The following is an 18268-nucleotide window of genomic DNA, read 5'->3' on the forward strand; positions in this document are numbered from 1 at the left end:
TTAAGGCTTAATTGTCCTTAGAATATTACTATGGGAGGTTTTTATTATGTTTCAATTACTGCATTGAGCTATTATTTTTAGCGATTAAATCAACTTCAACATTAGTTTTTGACTTCTTTCGATAAATAAAGTCATTGCCTCCGGTGAGAGAGGTGAGTGACTGATCATAGCTAAGTCGTAAAGCTGTTGACAAATCATTTCTTTTAAAGCTTCATCTGTGATGCTGTCATCTTGTAGGTGCTTCACAAGCGGATGCTTTTGATTGAGGATTAGGGTTGTTTCTGTCTTGAACATATTAGGATCTAATCCTTGCATGCCGTACATACGCATCATATCTTGCATCCTTCTTGACTCTTCAGATAGAACTACCATAGAAGCAATAGAGTCAGACTTCATGTTTTCAAGCTTTAGCTTCATATTTTCTAAATGAAGCGATTTTTCAAAAAGGGTTTTCAAAGCTTCTTGTCTTTCTTCTTTATTCTCATCTTCTGTTTCGCTCGTTTCCGTTAAATGCTCGTTTAAATCGGCATCAATTCTTGAGAAGCTAACGCCTTCGCGTTTGCTTTCTAGCATAGAAATAAAGGCGGAATCAATTCCATGAGATAGAATAACTGCATCTAGGTCATGATCTTTAAACAGTTTGATATATTGTGCTTGCTGTATTGGATCGGACACATAAAAGACTTTATTTTCATGTTTTTCCTTGATGCTTTCCAGGTATTCGTCTAACGTTTTAAATGTGTTATCTAGCGTCTTATAAAGATAAATATCTTTAACCAAATCGTAAAATTTCTCATCTTTTAGGCCACCAAATTTTATGAAAGGACTAATGTCTTCCCAAAATCCTTCAAATGTTTCTTTTTCAGTTTTATATAAGCCGACAAGTTTATCAGCGACCTTTTTACTAATGTAATTTGAAATCTTCTTTACGAAACCGTCGTTTTGTAAGAAGCTTCTAGAAACGTTTAACGGTAAGTCTGGGCAATCAATGACACCTTTAAGAAGTAGTAAAAACTCAGGTATAACTTCCTTGATATTATCTGCAACAAATACTTGAGAATTATACAGTTTAATTTGACCTTCGATGGTATCAAACTCGGTATTTAATTTTGGAAAATAGAGGATCCCTTTAAGATTGAAAGGATAGTCCATATTTAAATGAATCCAGAATAATGGTTCTTTAAAATCGTTAAAGGTATTTCTATAAAATGCTTTGTAGTCGTCGTCAGTACACTCAGATGGTGATTTGGCATATAGGGGTTGCGTTGTGTTGAGCGCTTGAGGTTCTTCGATGATGACATTACCATCTTTATCTTTTTCAGGTTCTTTGCCTACTACGGTTAAGAATATTTCATAAGGCATAAATGAACAGTATTTTTTTATGGTACTTTTAAGTGTGTATTCATTTAAGAAACTGAGGCCTTCTTCACCAACGTAAAGTGTAATTTCAGTACCTCTATCTTGACGTGTTCCCGCTTCGAGTTCAAACTCAGTGCCGCCATCGCATCTCCATAGAGCAGGCTTTGCACCCTCTTTATAGGATAATGTATGAATTTCCACACGTTCTGCTACCATAAATGCAGAGTAGAAACCTAAACCGAAATGACCTATAATCTGATCTTTGTCTGATTTGTCTTTATACTGTGCTATAAAATCTTCAGCACCAGAAAAAGCGATTTGATTGATGTATTTTTTTATTTCTTCATCCGTCATACCAATCCCATTATCTGAGAATGTAATCGTTTTTGCAGCTTCATCTAAAATGACATCGATTTTATAGTTAGCAGACGTCGAAAGGCTAATCTCATTCATTGAAGCAAGCTGCTTTAGCTTAGTAATCGCATCACTTGCATTAGAAATTAACTCTCTTACAAAAATATCGTGATCAGAATAGAGCCACTTCTTAATAATCGGAAAAATATTTTCACTGTGTATGGAAAGAGAACCTTTTTCTTTTGACATATTACTCACTCCTTTGTAAACTAAATAAACTTTCCAAATTAATGATAAAACGCTCATATAAAAATGTCAATACAATTTTAGCACTCGATAGAAAAGAGTGCTAATAAATGTGGCAACTATTTTTTTTATTAATTTAATGATATAATTGTTATGGTATAAATAGTTTGGGAATAAATATAATATTGACACAACATCAACTTGATGAAAGGGGAATTTATATGAGAGTTAGGGCAATAATGACACCAGTAAAGGAATTGACTGTTTTAAAGCCATCTGATTCAGCTAAGAAGGCGATTGAATTAATTGAGGAAAATGGTTTTTTATCTTTGCCAGTAACAGAAAGTAAAAAGTTTATTGGCTTTTTATCCAAACAATTCATTTATGATATGTTTTTTAAATCAGATCAATCCGATTTACATGCTTTTTTAGAAAAACCAGTATCTGATTTTATTCATAATAAGGTAGCACCAGTAACACCAGATTTACTAATTGAAGAAGCTGCTGAAATCTTTTTCAAAGATAAACTACGCTTTATTCCTGTCGTTGGAGATGGAGAAGAGTTTTTAGGCATCGTTACACAAAATGCTTTATTTGGAATACTTACTAAGATTTATGGCCTTCACGATCCGAAAATTTCGATTCTTACAGATGATTTCAAAGGTGTATTAACTAAGATTGCTGAAACGATTTCAAAAAATGGCGGCAATATTACAAATATCGCATTGTTGGATACTGAAGTTATGGGCATCCAAGAGATTTCAATCCGTTTAGAAGGAGCTGATATCGATAAAATTGTGAAAAAACTTGAAGAAAAAGGTTTCAAAGTAAGAGAGTATATGAAATAAACTTGTTTGTTTATGCCAATATAATCCAGATATGAAGCAAGAAATTGGTATCGTATAATTAAATAACAGTGAGACGTAATAAATCGAGAAGTTTTAAATCTAATTGTGGTAGATTTTCAACTTCTCTTTTTTTAGCCACAATCTCGATTGCGGTAAAATCTGAAGACTCGATGCCTGAAGATATGTATTATTCATATTTGTTTTATGTATCTATCAGCATTAAGAGTGATAGCGAGACGAGATTGGTATACATAAAACAACAAAATAACTAATGTGAATATTGATAAAAAATAACAATATTATATAGGACTTTAGACTCATTATTTATTGTGTGTATGGATATTTTGACTCAGTGATGTATAATGAAATAGTAGTGATTTTACGAGGTGAGGAATTGGGTAAAGTATTTAAGTCCTATATGAGCGTATTAACTGTATCAGCAGCTATCTTGTTTGCAATTGCTTTATCAAGAGATTTATTTACCGTTGACGTGAGCTATCTAATCGTTTTAATAGCTTTGATTTTTGCAGAAGTAGGATACATAAGTTACGGTGGATCTAACAAGGCAACAATCACGATGCCAATCGTGACATTCGCATTGGTACGACACGAATTAGTAATGGTTTACATCGCCATTATCATATACAACTTGATTTATCGATTGATTTCAGTTTTTAGAGATAATGCAAATGAACGTATTTTTAATATAAAACTACTCTATGGGATTACTTCTCATATTGTACTAGCGGCATTTACCGCATATATTTTACGATTTTTGTCATTTGAACTAACCGTCATCACTGCGGTTTTAATATGGAGTATGTTTTATGGGCTTGTCATCCTTAACGTTTTAATGACCACAACCGCTATCTATCACAGCGGGGATAAAAGTGCCTATCGTTTTTTTAACCCACTGGCATACTTTCAATTGGTAACTTATTATACAATTGCATTTGTCGTTATATATTTACTGTCAAATGCGTATAATGAAGTTGGCCTAGCAATTGCGTTAATATCTATTTTGTACACACAAACTAGTATGTTGATGAAAAGTAGCTCAAAAGCAATTAATGATCTCTTGATTTTTGATCGTATGACTGGCGCATACAATCGCGCTTACTTTGAAGATCAAATTGCATCACACTTGTTTCGAAAGCAGCCATTCACGTTAACTTTTATCGATTTAGATGATTTTAAGCATGTGAATGATTTATATGGTCATATGACAGGGGATAAGTTGCTGGCGGATTTTGTAGCCATATTAAAAAACATGATTGGACCTGATGAACTTTTGTTCAGATATGGTGGAGATGAGTTCTGTGTCTTTTCACCAGGGAAAGATAAAATGAAGCATTTGAAAAAAGATTTAGACGATTTGATTTTCGTCTATAAGCTGGAAAACTCAGATCAGATGATTCATTATAAGATTTCCTCAGGGGAGTACTTTTATGCTGGCTATGAGACTGTCAACTACAGTGAAGTTATTCATGAGGTCGATCAGCACATGTACTTCAAAAAGAAAAAGAAGAAGATAGAATAGAAATTCTTAATGAGTTTCAAAAAATAAAGAGAGTTCAGTTGCTTTAAACTGAACTCTCTTTTTTTAAAGCCACAAACTCGCTTGTGGTAATATCTTAACGCATTATCGGTTTTCTAAACGACGCGCTGCAAAAAAACCAAGGAAGCAGTAACCAGCCAAAACGATGCCAACATTGGTTAGCCATTTGACCACAAAGGTGGTAAAGAATTCAATTGGCATGAGCATAATCAGTCGATCGGTTCTTGGATCTAGTAGCCAGAGGTCATTTGTAAAGAAAATTTCGTGAAACTTAGTAAATGCCCAGTCAAAATCCACAAAATAGAGTGCATAAAGTCCTGCTAAGGTAAAAATAGTTAGGAAAAAGCTAAGCTTAAAGGGCTTTAAAATCATCTGGAAAAAGGCGCGGTTATTTTCTTTGTTTTGCCACCAAAGTATGAAAAATCCGATGAGCATTAAAAGGTTCATCCCGATTAAAAACTGTCTGCCAAGTGAGACGAGTTTCTGAATATCAGAGAGATGAATGATCTCTTTATCATTATAGAACTGTGTGCTCACACCATTTACAGGAACCTGTAGTGTGACATCGCCACTTCCGTTATCGATATAAGCAACCAGTGCATGTGTGACTTCTTCTAAGCTTGTCTCATCTATGCCAATCACTTGATGCACATTAAGTGATTTAAATAAATCATAGTAATACCCTTCGTCAAATGCTAAGAACTGAAAGGGGAGTAAAAATGCATCTAATACAAGTACAATGCCAATTATTATTATGCTGAGATGACGTAAAAATTTCATAGCTGCCTCCATTTCTTTTTATCATTATACAACGGTCTGAATCATCTGTATAGACGGGAGTCGCTTTCTTGAAGTCTTTGATAAATGGTGGTAAAATAGAGTAATTAAGCGGTTTCAGGAGGATTTCATGTTAAGGATAATTTTCGGTAAAGCAAAATCAGGAAAGACCTACCAAGTTTATTCAGAAATTGCGAAAGCCATGCAAACCAATAAAAAAACAATTCTGATTGTACCAGAGCAATTTACTCTTGAAGCTGAGAAGCAATTGATTGGTCAGATACAGTCAGAAGGATTTATCGGTCTTGAAATCGTAAGCTTTAAAAGATTAGCTCACAAGGTAGTCAATGCAACGGATGAGGTGACATTATCCGATATTGGCAAACAAATGCTGCTGAGAAAACTTTTTTTCGAAAATCAAAGCCAATTAAGTGTCTATCGAAAAGCTTTTACTAAGTTCGGATTTATTGAAAAATTTTCTGAAACGATAAAAGAGTTGAAGCAAAATAGAGTTTCTCCCTTACTTTTAGAAGGCTACATAAAAGACATGCCAAGAAATAATATGACGGCACATAAGCTGTCTGACATTGCAAGCATTTACAGTGCATTAGAAAGCTATAAAGAAAATCAGTACAGTGACGAAGAAGACTTGTTTGAGAGATTTATTGAAGCGATTCCTTCATCTGACCTGATTTCAAATAGTCTTATTTGGTTAGATGGATTTGACAGCTTTACTTTACAAGAGCTTGCAGTAATTAAGGCTATGGCAGAACCTGCAGAGGAAGTATCGGTTACACTTTGCTCAGATGGAAAACTAACAACAGCATTATTTGATCACACCAACTTGTCCTTCCAAAGACTCACAAAAAAAGAGTCTGGTAGGTTTAAGCTCGAAGGATTGAATAGAGAAATACCTAATTCAGATATCATGCACATCGCAGAGAATTTGCAAGCTTATCCCTATCAGGTAAAAGCTATAGATGTTGATACGGCATGCATCTTTGCCTCGGATCACCAATTGGGGGAAGTGACCTATTGTGGGTCTAAAATTTTAGAGCTAGTAAGAGAGCACGACTACAATTGGAATGATATTATACTCATTACAAACAACCTATCCGCTTACTCAGGTTATATTAAACGCACATTTAAAGAAATGGGCATCCCATTTTTTATCGATGAAAAAGTGGGTGTTTCAAATCATCCACTGGTTCAATTGATAAAAACCTATATTAAACTGTTTTCAGTAGGCTTAAATAAAGAAACGGTTTTAGCTCTGGTGAAAACGGGTTTTATCGACTCAAACCCGCTTAATATTGCAGAATTTGAGATCTTTGTATTAGAAAATGGATTTTCAAGACAAAAGTTAAATCAATTACTTGAAGAAGATCATATAAAATTAAATCCAATCGTTAAAGCACTCGATCAGATTCATTATGTTAATTTAAGGCATGGCAAAATTGGTGTGAGAGTTGCGATAGAAGCGATTTATCAAATGCTGGTGGATTTAAAAGTACCGGTATTACTTGAAAATTTCGTCACTACGTTTAACGATAATGGCCTTTCAAATGAAGCACAATTGTTTTCACAAATTTGGGAAAATACAATGGATCTATTTGATCAGCTGGTTGAACTGATTGGAGAGGATATTGTTACATGGGAAGAACTCCATCAATTGCTTGAAAGTGGCTTTGATGCCATGGAGATTGGATTACTCCCTTTATCTGAAGAAGCGGTTTTAATTGGGTCGATGGATCGATCGAAATCTCATCCAGTAAAAGTATTATTCTTTCTTGGGTTTAATGATGGCGTTATTCCAGAGCAAGGCGGTGCCAATCAATTAATCCTTGACTCTGAAAAGGAATGGTTGAAAGAGAATGGTCTGCAGCTCCTTTCTGATAGTAAAATGTTTGTGGATAAGGAACAGTTCAATATTTATTTTGCGCTTTCGAGACCGACAGAACACCTTTATTTTAGCTACGCAAAAACAGATGCTGAAGGTGCAGCATTAAGACCTTCTTATTTGATTCATAAACTAAAGAAAATTTGCCCTAATATCATAGAACGCGACATCTCAGTTCACGACGATCAAGTCAGTTATCTAATAACCTCCGAACAGGCGTCGTTTGAACATTTAGCAGGTCACATTAGAAGTTATGTGGACGGATATCCCTTAAGTTCTGAGTGGATTGCTTTATTGGAATGGTATACGAATAATGCTGTAGAAAACGCTAAACTAATTGAAGCTGGTTTGGCGCACAACAATCAGACGGCTAGGTTATCAGAGGAAGCAGTGAATTTGATTTATGAGTTTCCACTTAAAACAAGTGTTTCAAAGCTAGAACAGTTCGTCCAATGTCCATTTAAGTATTTCGTAAGTGCCGGCTTGAAGCCAGTGGTGCATAAAAAGTTTGAAATTGCTGCACCTGATGTTGGCGTTCTGTTTCACAGTGCTTTGGAACGTTTTGGACGAGAAGTTTATTTAGAAAAAATCAATTGGCGAGACATGACAAGGCAGGATGTACAAATAAAAGTAGATGAGATCATCGAAGATATGACGGGTAATGATTTGTTTTACTCTAAGTTTCAATATCGATATTTGATTCATAAACTAAAACGTGTCACTAATAAAGCTGCTTGGCAGTTAACGCGACAACTTCAAATGGGTAGCTTTGATCCGATTGCTTTTGAGGTTGCATTCGGTGAAGGTCCTAATAAAGTACCGCCAATTATGATTAAGCTTAATAATGGTGAAAAGGTCTATATTCAAGGTGTGATTGATCGAGTGGACGCATTTGAGATTGAAGGTACGAGATACATTAAAATTATTGATTATAAATCAGGGAAAAAGTCACTTTCGCTCTCTGAGGTTTATCATGGACTTCAAATGCAGCTAATGGTTTATTTGAAGGCGTGCTTGGATCATCCAGAGTATTTCAAGGTGGAAGAAATACAACCAGCAGGTGCTTTTTATTTTAAAATTGATGATCCTATGATTGAAACGACAGATAAGCTACTTGAGCAAATAGAAAATAAAATTGCATCAGCTTTGAAAATGGATGGTATTTCATTAGAAAATGCCACTGTATTAAAGGGGATCGATAATGCCTTATTTGAAAATGGGACATCTGATGTGATTCAAGTAAAGGTGAAAGCGGATGGCGACTATACGAAGGATTCCAAAGTGATGCCTCTGGTTGCTTTTGATGGCATGCTACAGCATGTAACATCGGTCATTGAAGGCATTGGTGAAGAGCTTTACGCTGGAAATATCGCTATCTCTCCTTGTAAGTACGATCAATTTGTCAGTTGCCAAATTTGTGAGTATCAATCTATTTGTCAGTTCGATACAAAGTTTAAAGGCAATCAATACAGGCATTTAAAGCGTTATTCTACTGAAGAAATCGTAGAAAGGTTCAAGGGATAATTTATGGCAAAATGGACAATAGAACAAGAGGCTGCAATACGTCTGAGAGGCGCCAATCTACTTGTTAGTGCTGCTGCAGGCTCTGGAAAAACGGCTGTTTTGGTTGAAAGAATCACAAAGATGGTCTTAAATGGTGAAACGAGTATCGACAAGATGCTAATTGTAACTTATACAAATGCTGCGGCAAGTGAAATGAGAAGTCGAATTGAGTCGGCATTATCGGCAGCAATTGAGTCACAGATGGGTAATTCAAAGCAATTAAACGAACAAATCAAACTATTAAATAGAGCCAGTATTAAGACCTTTCACGCTTTTTGTCTCGATGTCATTCGCAATCATTTTCATCAAATAGATTGTGATCCTAATTTCAAATTAATGGGTGAACCTGAGCGTGTGTTGTTAACGGGACAAGCGATGGAAATGGCCATTGAAAGTGCATTTGAAAAAGCAGATGCTCCTTTTCTTTCAGTTGTAGATGCGTATTCAGGTAATAGGGATGATGAAAAGCTTAAAAGTATCCTCTTTCAGATTTTTGATTTTATTCAAAGTCAGCCATATCCGTTTCAGTGGTTAGAAGAGCAGCAAGAGTTGTATCGTTTGGGACTGCCTATTGAGTGGCAAGAAACATTGCTTGCGCTTTTTAAAGAACGGTTACAAAGTGGTATACATCTGTTGGAATATGCTCAAGATTTGTGTCAAAGACCTGAAGGACCACTTCCATACTTAAAAACCATCACAACTGACATTCAACTTTTAGAGCGATTACTCGAATCTGCTAGCTCGCTTGATTCACTTGCTGAAGCCATTCGGACGGCAAAGTTTGATCGAATTGCAAGTATAAAAAAAGATGAAAAAGAAAGTATGGATGAGACGCTGATAGAAGAAGTAAAAACACTCATTCGAGATAAAATCATTAAGAAGCAAGTGTTTGAACCGATTAAAGCAATATTAGATTACAAACCTATCGGTGAATTTCACAATGAAATGGTCCAGCTTTCTCAGGTTTTAGAAGTTCTGATAGAATTAACAATCGTTTACAGCGGGTATTATAAAGCGCTTAAAAATGCAAAGAACCTTATGGATTTCAACGATCTAGAGCATTATGCAATAGAAATCCTTGAGAATCAAGACATCTGTGACAGCTATAAAGAGAGGTTTGATGCCATTTATGTAGATGAGTACCAGGATGCAAGTGGTATTCAAGAGCATATTATTAATAGCATTTCTAAGGGCAACAACGTTTTTATGGTAGGAGATGTCAAGCAAAGTATCTATAAATTTAGATTGGCAGACCCGGAACTGTTTTTAAGTAAATATAAATCCTTTATGAAGTTTGATACGCTACTCAAGTCAAATAATATGGTTTTTGACGAGCAAGTCGATTATGAACAAGTCAACGCTTTAATTGAGGCACAAAATAGCATAGGCATTCGAATTGATTTAAAAAGAAACTTCAGAACTCGACCAGAAATCTTAGAAACCGTGAATGATTTATTTAAGTCGATTATGTCTGAGAGTCTGGGTGAAATCACGTATGATGAAGATGCGATGTTAAATCCAGGCATGCATTTTGAAGCCATAGACCAAACCATAGTCGAAGTCAACCTCATCTCGAAAAAGACTTTAGAAAGTGATAGCGAAGCTCAAAATGAAGTTTCAATATCAGGTACGTCTAGCATGGATGATTTTGAAGATGAAATTGATGCTAATGATGCAGCTGAAATACTCAAAACAGATGAAATGGAAGCCACAGCGATTGCGGTCAAAATAAAAGAACGTTTGGGTCAACCTGTATATGATCCAAAAGCTCAGAAGGTGAGACCAGCTCAATATAGAGATTTTGCTATCCTTTTAAGAAGCTCAAGATCTTGGACACCAACCTTTGAACAGGTTTTTATGGAACAGGGTATTCCACTTTTTGCAGACAGTCAGTCGGGTTACTTTGATACACTCGAAGTGAAATTTATACTTTCATTGCTTAAAATTGTGGATAATCCCTATGATGATCTTGCCTTACTAACTGTATTAAGATCTCCTATTGTTGGACTTAACATGGATGAAATTGTTCAGATTAAACGTAATGGTAATGGAAAATACTATTACGATAAGCTTCTTGCCATCGTAACTGAAGAAGGACTAGAAAATAACCTTAAAATGCAATTGTTTGGACTTTATGAACAGATAGAACATTTAAGGAAGGCATCGATGTATCTACCGCTAGACGAACTCATATGGGAGGCCTTAACGCGAACTGGGTTTTATCAATATGCAGCAGCGATGCCAGCAGGTAGAAATCGTCAAGCAAATTTGAAATTATTGGTTGATCGAGCAAGTGCATTAAAGCAATCTCGTATACTCACATTAAGTCACTTCGTAGAATTTATTGAAAAGATGCATTCTGGAAGTGCTGACTTTGGCGTAGCCAGTTTAATTGGTGAAGCAGATGATGTCGTTAGATTGATGAGCATTCATAAATCAAAAGGATTGGAGTTTAAAATTGTTATCATTGGTGGTTTAGGGCGAAAGTTTAATTTTATGGATGCTCAGGGTGATTTAATGCTTCATAAACAGCTGGGGGTTGCACTCAGTGTTGTTGATACTGAGCTTAGAACAAAATCCAAATCACTTGGACAATTTGCCATGAGAGAAGCGCTAAAGCGAGAAACCCTATCTGAAGAGATGCGTGTTTTATATGTTGCTTTAACACGCCCCGTTGATCAGCTCATTTTGTTTGCGACATTAAATGATTTAGAGTCTAGGGAGAAAAACTGGCAAAGGCCACAGGATATTTTATCGCTATCAACGGCAACTGGCTTTATTGATTGGATCATGAGTACTTGGCTGGGGCATAAAAAAATTAAAGTAAATCGAATGGATGGCAATACTTTGGCTGAGGGGGCACTTAAGGTTGAACAGGTTGAATCAGAAAGATTATTTGAAGTGCATTCAATTGTCAATGGGACTAATCCTGAGCTAAAGAAGACCATACGTGAAAGCAACGCCTATCAAGAGATTGATCAGCGATTTAATTTCGCTCAATTGGTAAAAACGGAAGCTTATAAACCACTGAAAATATCTGTTTCTGAGTTGAAATCACAAAACTCAAATCAACCTAAAGTTTTTGAGTCGCCTAAGTTTATCAAGGCAGTTAATGTGCCAACCGCTATGGCGATTGGTACGACAATGCATGCACTTCTTGAAAAAATTGATTACCACATGCTGCCTGAGTTAAGTTCGATCAATGCATTTATTGAAACTCAAGTTCAGAAGAAACTAGTGGATGAGCATTATGTGACGATGATTAATCAAAACAAAATCATTGATTTTCTGAACTCGAATTTGGCTGAGCGTATTAGGGCATCCGCTCATGTTAATAGAGAGACGCCATTTGTTTTAAAACACGACAATCAGTTGGTTCAAGGGATTATCGATTTGTATTTTATGGAGCGAGATAAATGGGTATTAATTGACTTTAAAACTGATTTCGTGACAGAATCAAGCATTCATTCAGTTGCAGATTACTATAGAACACAAATTGAAATATATAAAAAAGCAATAGAATCATTAACTGGAATGCCCGTTGGTGAAAGCTACTTATACTTTATAGGCTTTGATCGTTTATATCCGATAAAAGAGGGGGAGAACTATGCTAGAGCGTGAACTTGAGTTGGCTTTAAAAGCAGCAAAACTTGCAGGTGAGAGCATTTTAGAGGTTTATCAAAACGATTTCTCTGTCAACTATAAAAAGGATGAATCGCCAGTTACCGAAGCAGATGTGCGAGCAAATCAAATTATATTAGAGATATTAAAAACTGCCTTCCCTGGAGATGCTTTTTTATCTGAAGAAGTTAGTGATGATTCAAGTCGATTTGAAAAGGAGCGCTGTTGGATCATCGACCCACTGGATGGCACTAAAGAATTCATAAAGAAAAATGGTGAATTTTCAGTGAGTATTGGACTTATGGAAAAAGGAAAGATCGTTTTAGGGGTTATCTATATTCCAGTTAGAAAGCGTAGCTATTATGCGGTTGAAGGCGGCGGAGCGTATCGGATGGAGGGAGACTCGGAACCTATTAAATTACAGGTTTCAAAGAGAATAAAACCCTTCAATTTATTAGTTAGCCGTTCTCATCCATCTAAGAAAACACTTGCTTTACAAGCCTATCTAGGCGAGTCTATCTTAAGTGTTGCAGAAATGGGAAGCGCAATAAAAGGCTGTTTGATCGCTGAAGGCCTTTTCGATGTCTACTATAATTTTGGTTATTCAATGAAATGGGATACGTGTGCGATGGAGTGTATTGTACATGAAGCCGGTGGCATCATGAGAAAGTTAAACGGAGAGCCAATTGATTATTCAGAGGTTAATCTTCAAAACTATGGTTTTTTCATTGTGAATCATACAGCCAACATCGTCGATTTAAAAGCAGCAGGGATTGTTATTTAGGAGGAAATGGTGATACCAAAATATGAAGTTTTATTATTTGATTTAGACAATACGCTCTTCGATTTTGAAGCGGCGGAAAAAGAAGCTTTGATTGCCACAAAGGAAAAGTTGAACTCAGAATTAACATACGAAATCTTTCACGACCTTTATCAGAGTGTTAATAAACCTTTGTGGGAAGCGCTTGAAAGAGGTGAAATCACAAGTGGTGAGATTAAGACAGAACGTTTCATTCGTTTGATAGATAAACTGGGTAGCAATCATGATCCAATTGAAATTAGTGAGTTTTATACAGCGCGTTTAGGCGAGGGCATTCATCCTATTCCTGATGCGCTGGAAGTTATTGAGCAATTATCTAGTCGATATGAACTCGTCGCATTAACCAATGGCATACAAACGGTACAAGAAAACCGTATGTCTAGGTCACCTATAGGTAAATTTTTCAAGCATCTGGTTATTTCAGAAGCTGTAGGTTATAGCAAGCCTGAACCTGAAATTTTTGACAAAGCACTTTCACTAGTAAAAACAACTGAAAAAACGAAAGTTTTGATGATTGGTGATTCACTTAAAGCCGATATTGAAGGGGCATATAAATTTGGCATTGATGCCATCTGGATCAACTTGAAATCAGTAAAATCGCCTCAAAATCCGACTTACATCGCTCAGGTGAATCATTTAAAAGATTTGCTCTCCATTTTAATTTAAAGCTATCATTTTAACTTTAAAAACACTAAAATAGCAATAGGGATCATTTGGAGGGAACTTATGAAATGGGATATTATTGAAAAGTCGCATTATAATACGTCTACATGGGCACATGGTAACACTACACAACTGTACATTTATCCAGAGAACGGCGATTATGCAAAACGAGAGTTTGATTGGCGAATTAGCTCTGCAACCGTCGATGCCGACGAAACCACATTCACAGCGCTCTATGGTGTAAAAAGATGGATTATGCCCATCGATGCAGCGCTTCATTTGGAACATAAATATCAAGAAAAAGCGCTTTATAGCATCACCTTGAACCCTTATGAAGCGCATTGCTTTAGAGGGGATTGGGATACTGTTAGCAAAGGCAAGGCGAAAGACTTTAATTTGATGATGCGAGAGAACACCTTTGGACTTTTAAAGAGTGTAAAGTTATTTGAAGAGGGCCAGCGATTGGAAACGCTTTTTCCAGAGGCCTTTGATGAAAGACTACCTCACATGGGCAAAAAATTAACGCTTGGGTTTTTATCCTTTGAAGGTGAAATGGTTTTTAATAGTGAAGCAATTGAATCCATATTAGAAAATCGGTTAATAGGGAAAGATCAGCTTGTTTTTATTCATTATGAAATCGATGAAATTGATAAGATGAAAGCGATCGAAGTTAAACATATGCGCCATGAACGTCCTAATATCATCCTATTTGCGTTGACCTATGGTGAAACGGAGTAGTTTAGTATATGACAAACTAAAAAAACGCCTATGAATAGAGTGCAGTCAAATTGAGACTCTATTCATAGGCTTTATTATTTACACGTTCTCAACTACATCATCACTTTGATTTGACTCATCTGGTTCTACACTGGTTTGACAAACTTCTGCCATTTGTTCAGCAGTAGCCAATGGCAAAAATAGTGTGAAAGTGGTACCAACATTCAGCTCGCTATCCACATGAATTCTACCACCGTGCTGTTCTATAATGATCCTAGCGATAGATAAACCAAGCCCAGTTCCACCGTGCTGATTTTCTCTCATTTTGGTACGAGACTTATCCGCTCTATAAAAGCGATCAAATATATTGGGTAAATCTTCTTTTGAAATCCCGATACCATTGTCTGCTAAAGTAATAATGGCATGCTTTTCAGACTTTCTGAGAGAAATTTTTATTTCACCCTCATCAGGTGTATATTTAATCGAGTTATCAACAAAGATACGCAACGCTTGCTTAAGCTTATCAGCCGAGCCGTGAACCACGACCTGGTTTTCCACTTGTTCATTTAAAATATGTTGGCTATCGATTAGCTTCGTTTCTTTTATGGTTTCTGCCACTAAATCGGATAAACAGAAGGTGTTTAAATCCATCTTAAGTGTGCCTTTATCATTTCTTGCGATGAACAAAAGACTTTCAACCAGACTGTGCATGTTGTCGGTTTCGCTTAAAATCGCTTGTATACTCTCTTCTAAAATGGCTGGATCGTCTTTACCCCAACGGTTTAGCATGCCAGCATAGCCTTTAATAACGGCAATTGGAGTTCTAAGTTCATGAGAGGCATCGGAAACGAACTGCTTTTCACGCTCATAGCTTTTTTGGATATCATCTAACATTTGATTAAATGTAAATGCCAAATCCTTTAGCTCATCTTTCGTACCACTGACGTTTAGACGCGTATTTAAATTATTTGCAGACATATCTTTAACATCTTCTGTCATGGATAGAATAGGTTTCATATGTTTTTTTGCCATCTTTTGTGCGGAACGAATAGATGTGAGTACCAGAACCAGTGAAAGGACAAATCCAATCGGAAAAGTCGCTTCTATGGTATTGGTTTCAATCATCATGTTAGATCTCAATGCAACATAATAGAGTTGATCTTCATCAAGTAAAATCGTATCCGTTTCAAAGATGTTTGGAAAACTTGGGAAAGTACTTAAATTATATTCAGAATCTGAAAGTGCAAGGTCAAAAGCGAGAACATCCTCGTTGCTACTAAAGAGTTGCTGATAGTTCTGATCGTAAACATAATAGTCTACATTCTTATAGGATACATAATTTGTTATGGTCGATGCGTTATAGGTATTTTCACTTTGTGCAATTTCTGCAACGTATCGAATGTCTTCTTTTAGATCTTGTCCGGCCTCATAAAACAAATAATATGAGAAGGAGACATACACGATAAAGAACAATAACCCAATCAAAAAAAGTAGTCTAATGGCATAGCCAATGGTTAACTTAAAAGTTATATTAAATCTCAGAAGAGAAACAAAACGATCATAAGAAACTGAAAGATAAGATTGCCCAGTGTCTCTTTTTTGCTTTTCGTTTTGGATGTGAGTCATACGAGATTGTTTTAACTCAGCCTGAGAGGTTTTTTTCTTCGCTTTTGATTCTGAAGTTTTAGTGGCTTTGGGTATACTGGCTTCTTTTTTTGTCGATGTTGAAGCTTTGTTAGTGTTCGAGTTGCCACGATGCGTAGGTTTGTTTTTGGGCACTTCAACTAAGGCTTCTTTTCTAGAAGTCGTAGGCTTGTTTGCCCGAACGGATTCGTTTGAGCGTACCGGTTCTTTTCTTGTGTTATTTGATGCATTGCTATTTTGCTGAAGAGTGTCTTTACTTATGATCTTCATCTTTAAATAGATAACCTACCCCTCTAACAGTGTGTATAAATTTAGTACTGAAACAATCGTCTATTTTACTTCTAAGATAGCGAATGTAAACGTCTACTATTTTTGTTTCTCCAAAATAATCGTATCCCCAAACTTTGTCTAGAATTTGCTCTCTAGTTAGTGCAATATTGCGGTTTTCAGCAAGATAATGGAGCAAATCAAACTCGGTTTTAGTGAGCTCTATAGGCGTCTGATCGTAAAAGGCGATGTATTGATTGTAGTCAATTTTTAACTTACCTGAATTAAAGAGATTTGTATTGGATTGGGCTGGTGTAGCTGCTTTTCTAAAAATACGTCTAATTCTAGCCAATAATTCTTCAATTGCAAACGGCTTTGTCATATAGTCATCTGCACCAAAATCCAAGCCCATTACTTTATCCATCGTATCGTCTTTTGCAGTAAGCATAATGATTGGAACCTCTGAATTTAAGCGAATTCTTCTACAAACTTCCATACCGTTTAAACCAGGTAACATAATATCTAGTACAATCAAATCAAAATTACCATCTAGGGCTTTTTCAAGACCGCTTCTTCCGTCATTTGCGGTTTCAACTTCAAAGCCTTCATGTTTGAGTTCAAGCTCGATAAAACGTGCTATTTTCACATCATCTTCGACTACCAGTATTCTTTGCATCTATTCCTCCAAGATTAAGTCTTCTAATACAACTATAGCATTTTGAAGATGTTTTTAAAAGTGAAAAAGAGAGAAACCTAAAGGCTTCTCCCTGTTGTTTTTACATTATTCCATGCGATCTTCTTCTTTTTTAGAAGCTTCTTTTTCACCATCGAATTTAAATGTTTTCTCGAAGTTTACATTTTTGCCTTCTGCATCAAGGATACTAATGCTGTAGCCAAAGATGTAAGGCAAAATGAGTAGGAAAAGCGAGAATGGTAATGTAAATAATATGATGATTGCTGCAATTGTAAGTGGTAAATCAAGAACTTTCTTGTTTTTGTTGCCAATTATGAAGTTTGTTTTGTGCATTTTACCAAAGAATTTTCTAACATCATCAAAGAAATCACCTTGGTTGTTTCTTCTTGATTGATGCGGATTAGGTCTTTGAGGTCTTTGAGGTCTTTGGTGTCTTGTGTTTCTAGATTGTTCTGTCTTGTTAGATGCTTCAAGATAGATGAGTGCCTCTACCATATCGCCATCGTGCATTTCAAGAGCTTCTTTTGCCTCTTTATAACTTATATTTGCGCGCTCCATGAGCATATCAATTTTTTCTAAACTTACTGACATATTGAATTCCTCCTTACTGATCTTATACACCTAGTGTAACATGTGATTATTAATCCAAAACCAACAGTTGGTTAAAATTTGGATAGAAACATTATTCTTCTGATTTTGGGGTATGTTCTTTTACCCAATCTACGACATCAGTTGTTTTACCACTTTGTCTTACGATTTCCATTTTGATACCAAAGAGAAGCGGTGCGAGTAAAACAAAGATAGATACTGGTAATGTCCAAAGACCAACTAGTAAAACGACCAATGCTGGCAATTGCAGATGAACATGATCTTCTTTCTTCCACTGAACTTTGATGACCATCAGCTTGTTGGCAACTTTAACAACTTGTTTGCCTAGCCATTTGAGTTGTAACATCACTGTATTTTTCTTTTCTTCAAATGCTTTCTCTCTTGTAGATCTGGATTCTTCTTCACGATTCGCTTTTGTTTGTTCGATTCTAACGATTGCTTCTACGACGTCACCATTTGTAGCTTCCAAAGTTTCTTTTGCGACTTTATAACTAACACCTGTGCGCCCTATGATCGTATCAATATTTTCGAGTGTAACTGACATATTATTTTCCTCCTTTAAATGTGTTTCGGTTGGATTTGAATTCATTATAGGATTAAGACATTAATACGAAACCAACATAAGGTT

The 18268-nt window shown here is 36.0% G+C and carries 13 protein-coding genes; 7 read left to right on the plus strand and 6 right to left on the minus strand.

The genetic code is table 11. From position 1 onward, the window contains the following. Positions 1 to 84: 84 nt before the first annotated feature. Positions 85 to 1962: a molecular chaperone HtpG gene (htpG, locus tag AC4PID_RS12770; RefSeq protein ID WP_492132389.1), complete on the minus strand. Its 1878-nt coding sequence runs from the start codon at positions 1960 to 1962 to the stop codon at positions 85 to 87. A 218-nt stretch (positions 1963 to 2180) separates the two neighbouring features. Here htpG and AC4PID_RS12775 point away from each other — a divergent pair, with 218 nt between their 5' ends. Together AC4PID_RS12775 and AC4PID_RS12780 are read left to right on the plus strand one after the other, a co-directional pair. Continuing rightward, positions 2181 to 2807 carry a CBS domain-containing protein gene (locus AC4PID_RS12775; RefSeq protein ID WP_492132390.1) on the plus strand — a complete coding sequence of 209 codons (627 nt, stop codon included), beginning with the start codon at positions 2181 to 2183 and terminating at the stop codon, positions 2805 to 2807. Positions 2808 to 3201: 394 nt separating this feature from the next. Continuing rightward, positions 3202 to 4347: a GGDEF domain-containing protein gene (locus AC4PID_RS12780; protein WP_492132391.1), complete on the plus strand. Its 1146-nt coding sequence runs from the start codon at positions 3202 to 3204 to the stop codon at positions 4345 to 4347. 102 nt (positions 4348 to 4449) lie between these two features. On the opposite strand, the gene AC4PID_RS12785 is transcribed toward AC4PID_RS12780, so the two are convergent. After that, positions 4450 to 5145 carry a TIGR01906 family membrane protein gene (locus AC4PID_RS12785; protein ID WP_492132392.1) on the minus strand — a complete coding sequence of 232 codons (696 nt, stop codon included), beginning with the start codon at positions 5143 to 5145 and terminating at the stop codon, positions 4450 to 4452. 127 nt (positions 5146 to 5272) lie between these two features. Here AC4PID_RS12785 and AC4PID_RS12790 point away from each other — a divergent pair, with 127 nt between their 5' ends. Genes AC4PID_RS12790 through AC4PID_RS12810 form a run of 5 tightly spaced genes read left to right on the plus strand, consistent with a single transcriptional unit; the run spans position 5273 to position 14447 of the window. After that, positions 5273 to 8566: a PD-(D/E)XK nuclease family protein gene (locus tag AC4PID_RS12790; protein WP_492132393.1), complete on the plus strand. Its 3294-nt coding sequence runs from the start codon at positions 5273 to 5275 to the stop codon at positions 8564 to 8566. A gap of 3 nt (positions 8567 to 8569) precedes the next feature. After that, positions 8570 to 12226, plus strand: coding sequence for a UvrD-helicase domain-containing protein (locus AC4PID_RS12795; protein WP_492132394.1), 3657 nt, complete (start codon positions 8570 to 8572; stop codon positions 12224 to 12226). Then, on the plus strand, positions 12213 to 13010 hold the full coding sequence (locus AC4PID_RS12800) for a 3'(2'),5'-bisphosphate nucleotidase CysQ family protein (protein ID WP_492132395.1): 798 nt from the start codon (positions 12213 to 12215) through the stop codon (positions 13008 to 13010). The genes AC4PID_RS12795 and AC4PID_RS12800 overlap by 14 nt, the downstream gene beginning before the upstream one ends. 9 nt (positions 13011 to 13019) lie before the next feature. Further along, positions 13020 to 13712, plus strand: a complete 693-nt coding sequence (locus AC4PID_RS12805; protein WP_492132396.1) for a YjjG family noncanonical pyrimidine nucleotidase — start codon at positions 13020 to 13022, stop codon at positions 13710 to 13712. 60 nt (positions 13713 to 13772) lie between these two features. Further along, on the plus strand, positions 13773 to 14447 hold the full coding sequence (locus tag AC4PID_RS12810; protein WP_492132397.1) for a HutD family protein: 675 nt from the start codon (positions 13773 to 13775) through the stop codon (positions 14445 to 14447). Positions 14448 to 14525: 78 nt separating this feature from the next. Here the strand turns inward: AC4PID_RS12810 and AC4PID_RS12815 are convergent, their stop codons facing one another. From AC4PID_RS12815 to AC4PID_RS12830, 4 genes are all read right to left on the minus strand, one after another. After that, entirely contained in the window at positions 14526 to 16340 is a 1815-nt protein-coding gene (locus AC4PID_RS12815) for a sensor histidine kinase (protein WP_492132398.1), read from the minus strand. Continuing rightward, a complete protein-coding gene (locus tag AC4PID_RS12820) occupies positions 16324 to 17013 on the minus strand; it encodes a response regulator transcription factor (protein WP_492132399.1) in 690 nt (229 codons plus the stop codon). The genes AC4PID_RS12815 and AC4PID_RS12820 overlap by 17 nt, the downstream gene beginning before the upstream one ends. 105 nt (positions 17014 to 17118) lie before the next feature. Continuing rightward, the gene (locus AC4PID_RS12825; protein WP_492132400.1) at positions 17119 to 17622 is read right to left on the minus strand and encodes a hypothetical protein; all 504 of its coding nucleotides are present in this window, start codon (positions 17620 to 17622) and stop codon (positions 17119 to 17121) included. A gap of 91 nt (positions 17623 to 17713) precedes the next feature. Continuing rightward, entirely contained in the window at positions 17714 to 18184 is a 471-nt protein-coding gene (locus tag AC4PID_RS12830) for a UBA domain-containing protein (RefSeq protein ID WP_492132401.1), read from the minus strand. Positions 18185 to 18268 lie beyond the last annotated feature (84 nt).

The sequence above is a fragment of the Fusibacter sp. QWL-12 genome (genome assembly GCF_058683495.1).

What these genes read in the sequence shown, in the direction of transcription:
- AC4PID_RS12830 (WP_492132401.1), bottom strand. Translation starts at nt 18,184, where the DNA reads ATGTCAGTTACACTCGAAAATATTGATACGATCATAGGGCGCACAGGT.
- AC4PID_RS12800 (WP_492132395.1), top strand. Translation starts at nt 12,213, where the DNA reads ATGCTAGAGCGTGAACTTGAGTTGGCTTTAAAAGCAGCAAAACTTGCA.
- AC4PID_RS12815 (WP_492132398.1), bottom strand. Translation starts at nt 16,340, where the DNA reads ATGAAGATCATAAGTAAAGACACTCTTCAGCAAAATAGCAATGCATCA.
- AC4PID_RS12795 (WP_492132394.1), top strand. Translation starts at nt 8,570, where the DNA reads ATGGCAAAATGGACAATAGAACAAGAGGCTGCAATACGTCTGAGAGGC.
- AC4PID_RS12790 (WP_492132393.1), top strand. Translation starts at nt 5,273, where the DNA reads ATGTTAAGGATAATTTTCGGTAAAGCAAAATCAGGAAAGACCTACCAA.
- AC4PID_RS12775 (WP_492132390.1), top strand. Translation starts at nt 2,181, where the DNA reads ATGAGAGTTAGGGCAATAATGACACCAGTAAAGGAATTGACTGTTTTA.
- AC4PID_RS12825 (WP_492132400.1), bottom strand. Translation starts at nt 17,622, where the DNA reads ATGTCAGTAAGTTTAGAAAAAATTGATATGCTCATGGAGCGCGCAAAT.
- AC4PID_RS12820 (WP_492132399.1), bottom strand. Translation starts at nt 17,013, where the DNA reads ATGCAAAGAATACTGGTAGTCGAAGATGATGTGAAAATAGCACGTTTT.
- htpG (WP_492132389.1), bottom strand. Translation starts at nt 1,962, where the DNA reads ATGTCAAAAGAAAAAGGTTCTCTTTCCATACACAGTGAAAATATTTTT.
- AC4PID_RS12810 (WP_492132397.1), top strand. Translation starts at nt 13,773, where the DNA reads ATGAAATGGGATATTATTGAAAAGTCGCATTATAATACGTCTACATGG.
- AC4PID_RS12785 (WP_492132392.1), bottom strand. Translation starts at nt 5,145, where the DNA reads ATGAAATTTTTACGTCATCTCAGCATAATAATAATTGGCATTGTACTT.